The following is a 7,281-nucleotide window of genomic DNA, read 5'->3' on the forward strand; positions in this document are numbered from 1 at the left end:
GCCCAGTTCAAGCCGGAAGTCGCCTCGCTCAATATGGGTTCGATCAATTTCGGGCTCTATCACCTCGCCGACAAATACGAGACCTTCAAGTTCGACTGGGAAAAGCCGCATCTGGAGGCGACGCGCGACCTCGTTTTCCGCAACTCGTTCAAGGACATCGAGTACATCCTGGCGACTTGCTACGACAATGGCACGCGCTTCGAGTTCGAGTGCTACGACATTGCGCACCTCTACAACCTCGCCCATTTCGCCGATCGCGGGCTGGTGAAGCCGCCATTCTTCGTGCAGTCGGTGTTCGGCCTGCTCGGCGGCATCGGCACTCATCCCGAAGACGTCGCCCATATGAAGCGCACCGCGGACCGGCTGTTCGGCGACCAGTTCCGCTGGTCGGTGCTCGGCGCTGGCGCCAGCCAGTTGCGCATCGCAGCGCAATCGGCAGCGCTTGGCGGCAACATCCGGGTCGGGCTGGAGGACAGCCTGTGGGCCGGCAAGGGCAAGCTCGCCAAGTCGAACGCCGAGCAGGTCCTGCTGGCGCGCAAGATCATCGAGGGGCTTGGCATGGAGGTGGCGACGCCGGACGAGGCGCGCGAGATGCTGTCGCTGAAGGGCGGCGACAAGGTCGCCTTCTGACCAGTCGCTGCAGTCGTCGAAACAGAGGAGGATGGCATGAAGATCGAAGTCGTGGTGGACGTGAAGACGACGCTGGGCGAAGGCCCGCTATGGGACGTCGAACAGGAGCGCCTGTACTGGATCGACAGTTTCGACGGCCGCGTGTTCCGCGCCACCGCTGACGGGCGCGAGATACGCTCCTGGGACGTGCCGATGAAGATCGGCTCGATGGCGCTGCGCAAGGATGGCAGCGGCGCGGTCGTCTCGCTGCAGCGCGGCTTCCATCTGCTCGATTTTGCCTCTGGCGATGTGACCTTGATCCATGATCCGGAGCCGGACAGGCCGATGAACCGCCTCAATGACGGCAAGGTTGACCGGCGCGGCCGCTTCTTCGCCGGCTCGATGGACACGATGGAGGAGGGGCCATCAGGCGGGCTCTACCGGCTCGATCCGGATTTCTCCGTCACCAGGATCGATTCCGGCATCATCTGCTCCAACGGTCCGTGCTGGAGCCCCGACGACCGCACCTTCTATTTCGCCGACACCTGGACCGGCGAGATCTGGGCCTATGACTACGACATCGCCACCGGTGCGGCCACCAACCGCCGTACTTTTGTGCGCGTCGACACCAGCAAGGGCGGCGCGGCCGATGGCTCGACCGTCGATGCCGAGGGCTATCTGTGGAATGCGCTGGTCTATGATGGCCGCCTGGTGCGCTATGCGCCTGACGGTACCGTCGATCGCATCATCGACATGCCGGTGAAGAAGATCACCAGCGTAATGTTCGGCGGGCCGAAGCTCGACACGCTCTACGTCACCTCGATGGCCAAGCCGCCGCTGCCGCGCTTTCCCGGCGACGGTGTGCTGCGCGGCAGCCTGTTCGCGATTACAGGCCTGGGGGTGACCGGTGTTCCGGAGCCGCGGTTTGGCGGGTGACTTCAACCCGCTGCGAGTTCAGCGGCACCATTTCTCGACGGCAATCGCAATCGCCTTCGTGCAATCGACGAGATCGCGCACCGAAACGCGTTCGTTCGGCTGATGCGCCTGCGCCGGGTCGCCCGGGCCGAAGTTGACGGTCGGGGTGTTGCCAAGGCCGGTCGGCAGGCCGATGTCGCTGTGCGCGCCGAAACCACTGAGAACGGGCGACAGATTGGCTTCCTCGACGGCCTGCTGAAAGACACCGACGAACGGATTGTCCGACGGGATCTCGGCGCAGTCCGCGTCGAGAATCCATTCGATACGGGCCGGGTGTTTTCGCAGGTAGGGATCCGCCTGGCAGACATTGGCGATATGCTCTTCGATCTCGCGCTTGACGTTGCCGCCCAGCCTGAACTCGTCATGCTCGCTCGGCAGATATTGCGCGTCGATGATGATCTCGCCGCGTCCTGCCATGGAGGAGGGGTGTTCGCCGGCATTGATCTGGGTGACGATGATCTGGTTGGGCAGGTCCATCAGCGGATGGTTTTTCCGGGGATCAAACATCCAGCGCCGGTTGAGAATGTCGATACCGTCGAGGATTTGCCGGCAAAGCTGGACGGCATCGACCGGGCCGCTCGAATACCAGGCATTCGGCGTGAGTTCGGCATGGCCGCCTATGCCGTCGATGATGATCCTGCCCCACAGGATGCCGTGGCAGAGCGGCGCGATCTTGTTTGCCGTCGGTTCGGTCATGATACCGGCGTCGGCGTGAAAACCGCGATCGACCATGGCGAGCGAACCCATGCCGCCGATTTCCTCGTCGACGACGGTGGTGAAGACGATGTCACCGGACAGGGGCATGTCGAGTTCCCTGAGGATTTCGACGGCCATGAGCATGCAGGCAACACCGCCTTTCATGTCGACCGTGCCGCGGCCGTGCAGGAAGCCATCCTTGAGCACGGGTTGGAACGGGTCGGTCGTCCAGTGGCTGGCGGCGCCCGGCGGGACGACGTCGATGTGGCCGGTGAGCATGATGGAGCGTCCGCCGCCTGTACCCTTCAGGACGCCGCCGAGATTGGGCCGGCCTTCAAAAGTCCTGCCCTTGTTGGCGCCGGCGCGGCCCTTGTATTTTTCGTAGAGCGCCGGCCCGTCCGGATCCCAGAGATCGGTCGAGAAGCCGAGCGCTTCGATGCGCTTTTGCAGATAGAGCTGGCAATCACGCTCGCCGGGGCCGGCCTCCTTCGGATTGGATTTCACGATCGAGGGGAAGGCGACGAGATCGCTCAGCGTTGCGACGATGCGGTCGGCGGCTGCCTCGACGCGCGCGGCGATGATCTCTTCTTTGGACGGCATCATGATCTCCAACGTTGGGAAAGTCGGTCGGCGAGAAGGACGAACACCAGAAGGGCGCCGACAATCCCCACCTGCCAAACCGTGTTGATGTTCAATTGCAGAAGGCCGGTCTTCAGCGTGACCAGCAGCAGGACGGCCGCGAACACGCCGCCGACGCCGCCACGGCCGCCGGTGATGACGATGCCTCCGAGCATGGCGGCGGTGAGCGATTCCAGTTCGAGGTTCTGGCCGATGTTGGGCCGGCCGCTGCCGAGCCAGGCGAGCGAAACGAGGCCGGCAGCACCAGCGAGAGCGCCGCTCAAGCAATAGAGAATGAAGCGCACGCGATCGACCGGAATGCCGACCAGTTTGGCCGAACGTTCATTGAAGCCCATGGCATAGATCCAGCGCCCCCAGGCCGTCGAGATCAGCACCAGGCCGGCCAGCACGAAGCACGGGATGGCGAGGGTGAGAAAAGGCATGGGAATGCCCATGACAACGCCACGCCCCCACGCAAGCAGCCAGGAAGGCACGCCCGCCTGGGCTCCACCGCCGGTGACGGCAAGTGCCGCGCCGGAATAGACGAAGAATGTGCCGAGCGTTGCTATGAAGGGGAGAAGGGCGAGCCCGTTCACCAGCCATCCGTTCAACGCACCGAGCAGGGCGCCTGCCAGGATGCAGACGGCCGGCAGCAGGACAGGCGGCAAGCCCAGCTTGATGCAAAGCATGGCAAGGATGGCCGAGAGCGACACTGCGCCGCCGACCGACAGGTCGATGCCGGCGCCGCCAGCCAGGATGACCAGCGCTTGGCCAAGGCCGACCAGCGCCAGGATCGTCGAGAACTGAAGGACGGTGGTGACAGTACCGAGGTTGAAAACCGAAGGCCGGAGCGCCAACAGGCCGACAATCACGATCAGCCAGAGCCCGCAGAGCAAGGCCAAGGTGAGGGCTGGGCCCTGCAGGTTGCGGAGCGTTTTCATGCGCGGGCTCGCTGTATCAGGCCAAGCGACAATCGGTTGGAGACAGCCTCAAAGCCAAGCACGCCGATGATGAGAACACCGGTGACGACGGGCTGCCAGAGCGAGGGGACGCCAATCAAAAGCAATCCGTTCTGCAGGATTCGCAACAGAAGCACGCCGAGCACCGTGCCGATCAGGCTGCATTTGCCGCCCAATATGCTTGTGCCTCCGAGAATGACCGCGGCAATGGCATCGAGCGCCAGCGTGCTGCCGATCGTCATTTCGACATTGCGGTAGGTGGCGACATAGAAAGTGGCGGCAATGCCGGTCAGAAAGCCGCTGATGAGGAAGGTCATGAAGCGGGTCTTGATGACCGGTATGCCGGACAGCCGCGCCTTTTCCTCCGAATTGCCGATCGCCAGCAAATTCAGCCCATAAGGCGTTCGCCGCAACGCCAGCCAGACGATGAGATAGGCAATGGCGATCACCAGGGCAGGAACGGGGACACCGAGTACGGTCGTTGCAAGAATATTGGTGAGGCTCGATGGCAGGCCGGAAAGCCATTGCCCGCCGAGAAGGACGAAGACGGCGGTGCGGTAGACGCCGAGCAGGCCGAGCGTTGCGACGATGGCCGGAACGCGGCCCAGCACGACGACGGTTGCCGTCACGCATCCCAGCAATGCCCCGACCAGCGGGCCGACAATGATTGCCAGCGCCGGATTGCCATCGGCACCGAGCACGCGGCCGATGGCGATGGCCGCGAGCCCCATGACGATGCCGATCGACACATCGATGCCGCCCATGGCCAGGAGCAAGGTCATGCCAAGGCCGATGAGCAACAGTTCGACGCTGTTGCGCAGCACCGTCGCCGCATTGCCTGAGGTGGCGTAGTGGGGCGATGCGACAGAAAAGATGATGATCGCCAGCAAACAGGCGACAAGCAGAGACCACTCGCGTCCGTTCATGGAGAAGACACCGTTTGCAGACTGTCGCACCGCGCTCATGTCAGGCTCAGAAGTTGAACTTGTCGACATTGTCCTTGGTGAAGACAGCCGGCGGCCCGAGCAGCAGGATGCCCTTGGCGGCATCGTAGGTGACGGGCTTTTCCAGGCCGGCGATCTTGTTCTCCGCCTCGAAGGCCTTGCCGTCGATCAGCTGCTTGCCGGCCCAGACCGTGAGATAGCCGAGCTGTTCGGGGTCCCAGAGCACGGTGAAGCCGAAGGCACCGCTCTTCAGGTAGGAGCGCGCCGTGTTCGGGCTGCAGTAGCCGGCGCCGATCACGGAGCCGATCTTGCCGGCGGTTTCGATGGCCTGGGCAACGCCCGGGCAGGTCGAGGATGCGACGGCAATGATGGCCTTGATATCGGGGTTGGCGGCCATGAGATCGCCGGAGATTTGCGCGGCGCGTTCGGCCGTGCCGCCGGCGAATTGCGGCGCGAGCAGCTTCAGCTTCGGATATTTGGCGGTGGCTTGCTTTTGCATGAAGCCGATCCAGGCATTGAGATTGGACGCCGTCGCCTCGCCGGAGACGATGCCAATCGTTGCGTCCTCGCCAACGCGCTTGACGAGTTCGTCGATGATCGTGGTGCCGAGGCCTTCGTCGGTCGCCTGGGCCACATAGACAGCGCGGCCGCTGTCGGGCGCATCACTGTCGCTGGTGAACAGTTTGATGCCCTTCGCCTTGGCGCTCTCGACAACGGGGGCGATGCTGGAGGCATCGAGCACGCTGACCGAAATCGCCTCGACACCCTGGTCGATCAGGTTCTGGACGATCTGCAACTGGTCGACCGGGTTGGTGTCGACGGGGCCGGAATAGATGAAATCGACACCGAGGTCCTTGGCGGCGCGGTTGCCGCCGGCTTCCATGGCGTTGAAATAAGGGATGCCGATCAACTGCGGGACGAAGGCGACCTTGTGTTTGTCGGCGGCGTGCGCTGCCGTGGCAATGACGAGTGACAGGGCGGAGGCGGCGAGCACTTTCTTGAACTGTGAAAGCATTGTGGTTTGATCCTCTCTGGAAATGACGTGCGTTTCAGTTTGTTTTTTCGAGCGCCCGCACGTCGGGATGAGCGCCTGTTATGAGCGAAACGACTTCCTCGTGATTGGTCTCGGCCGCCAGCCGTTCGGCGACCTTGCGGCCGCGCCGGAACACGACGATGCGGTCGGCAACGTCGAAGACTTCGGAAATGTTGTGGCTGATGAGGACGACGGCACAGCCGCGCGCGGCAAGCCGCCGCGTCAAGGCCAGGACCTTGCGGGTCTCGGCGACGGCAAGAGCCGCCGTCGGCTCGTCCATAATGACCAGTTTGGCGTTCAGATTGAGCGCCCGGCAGATGGCGACGGCCTGGCGCTGACCGCCCGACAGGCTGCCGACAGGCGCTTCCGGATCCGAAATATGAGCATCGAGCTCCTTCAGCAGGCCATCGACGCGCTGGCGCATTTCCTGACGCTTCAGAAATGGAATGCCCAAAATGGAGCGTTTCAATTCGCGGCCGAGAAAGACGTTTTCGGCGATCGACAGGTTCTCCGAGAGCGCCAACTCCTGAAAGATCGTGGCAATCCCCGATGACGCCGCATCCTTGGGCGAGGAAAACGCGACCGGCTTGCCTTCGATGACCAGCTCGCCGTCGCTCGGCGGGTGGGCGCCCGCTAGGATCTTGATGAAGGTCGATTTGCCCGCGCCATTGTCGCCGAGCAGCGCCAGCACCTCGCCGGAGCGGATTTCCAGGTCGACATTTGAAAGCGCCGTCAGCGCGCCGAAGCGCTTGGCGATGTTCCTGGCGACAAGAAAGGGTTCTGTCATGACGGTCATCCAGCGATTGCGGATCGGTTAGATGGTCTTGCTCACCCAACGCAGCACATTGGTCCAAAGGCGGGCATAGCCGGGCCATTCGACGAAACTGTTGGGCAGCCAGTGCGGGCCGATATCCGATGTCCAGACCAGGGTGCGCCCTTCGCCATGGCGTCCCGTGACCAGCAGCGGGTGGCCGCCCTGGTCCTGCGGCAGCCGTGCCAGGACTTCGACGTCGTCCCGGTCGCGGGCAACGACTTCGTTGGCGCCGAGAAGAATGGGCCATTCACCGTCGATACCGGCAAAGAGCGGGTGATCCCTGGGGGCAATGATCTCAGGCCGAAAGCCCTCGGGAACTTCCAGGCGGTCATCGTAGGGCAGGCAGGTCACCGGTAGCGCATCCTCGACCGCGGTGCGATGCCAGCGCGCCTTGCCGTCGATGCCCTGGAAGGAGAAGTAGCCGCCGATCATGATCAGGCCGCCGCCGGCCAGCGTCCAGTCGCGCAGAAGCTTGAGCCGGTTGGGGACCGTCTTGCCGTGCAGCCAGACATCGGGGTGGAGCAGGAGCGAATTCGCGCCGATGTCTGAGAGGATGAGCGCCTTGTATTGCGACAGGCCCTCCATGGTGAAAGGCAGCTTTTCAACAGCCTCGTGGGCCGGCATGTAGTCGAG

8 protein-coding genes are annotated in these 7,281 nt (G+C 63.4%); 2 read left to right on the plus strand and 6 right to left on the minus strand.

The features are described 5' to 3' along the window. Together AC1DX0_RS27490 and AC1DX0_RS27495 are read left to right on the plus strand one after the other, a co-directional pair. On the plus strand, window positions 1-630 hold a 630-nt coding region (locus AC1DX0_RS27490), incomplete at its 5' end, for a beta-keto acid cleavage family enzyme (protein WP_477357537.1). A 36-nt stretch (window positions 631-666) separates the two neighbouring features. Beyond that, a complete protein-coding gene (locus tag AC1DX0_RS27495; protein WP_477222297.1) occupies window positions 667-1,545 on the plus strand; it encodes an SMP-30/gluconolactonase/LRE family protein in 879 nt (292 codons plus the stop codon). Between the two features lie 18 nt (window positions 1,546-1,563). Here the strand turns inward: AC1DX0_RS27495 and AC1DX0_RS27500 are convergent, their stop codons facing one another. From AC1DX0_RS27500 to AC1DX0_RS27525, 6 genes are all read right to left on the minus strand, one after another. Further along, window positions 1,564-2,880, minus strand: coding sequence for a M20 family metallopeptidase (locus tag AC1DX0_RS27500; protein WP_477222298.1), 1,317 nt, complete (start codon window positions 2,878-2,880; stop codon window positions 1,564-1,566). Next, entirely contained in the window at window positions 2,880-3,839 is a 960-nt protein-coding gene (locus AC1DX0_RS27505; RefSeq protein WP_477222299.1) for an ABC transporter permease, read from the minus strand. Before AC1DX0_RS27505 ends, AC1DX0_RS27500 begins: the two co-directional genes overlap by 1 nt. After that, the gene (locus tag AC1DX0_RS27510) at window positions 3,836-4,783 is read right to left on the minus strand and encodes an ABC transporter permease (protein ID WP_477222300.1); all 948 of its coding nucleotides are present in this window, start codon (window positions 4,781-4,783) and stop codon (window positions 3,836-3,838) included. The genes AC1DX0_RS27505 and AC1DX0_RS27510 overlap by 4 nt, the downstream gene beginning before the upstream one ends. A 46-nt stretch (window positions 4,784-4,829) precedes the next feature. Further along, window positions 4,830-5,816: an autoinducer 2 ABC transporter substrate-binding protein gene (locus AC1DX0_RS27515; protein WP_477222301.1), complete on the minus strand. Its 987-nt coding sequence runs from the start codon at window positions 5,814-5,816 to the stop codon at window positions 4,830-4,832. Window positions 5,817-5,850: 34 nt separating this feature from the next. Then, complete coding sequence (locus tag AC1DX0_RS27520; protein ID WP_477222302.1) at window positions 5,851-6,621, minus strand: ATP-binding cassette domain-containing protein; 771 nt, start codon at window positions 6,619-6,621, stop codon at window positions 5,851-5,853. A gap of 27 nt (window positions 6,622-6,648) precedes the next feature. Next, window positions 6,649-7,281 (minus strand): glutamine amidotransferase (locus AC1DX0_RS27525; protein ID WP_477357540.1); only part of this gene is annotated, 633 nt, incomplete at its 5' end.

The organism is Mesorhizobium sp. P3_A9, assembly GCF_056402975.1.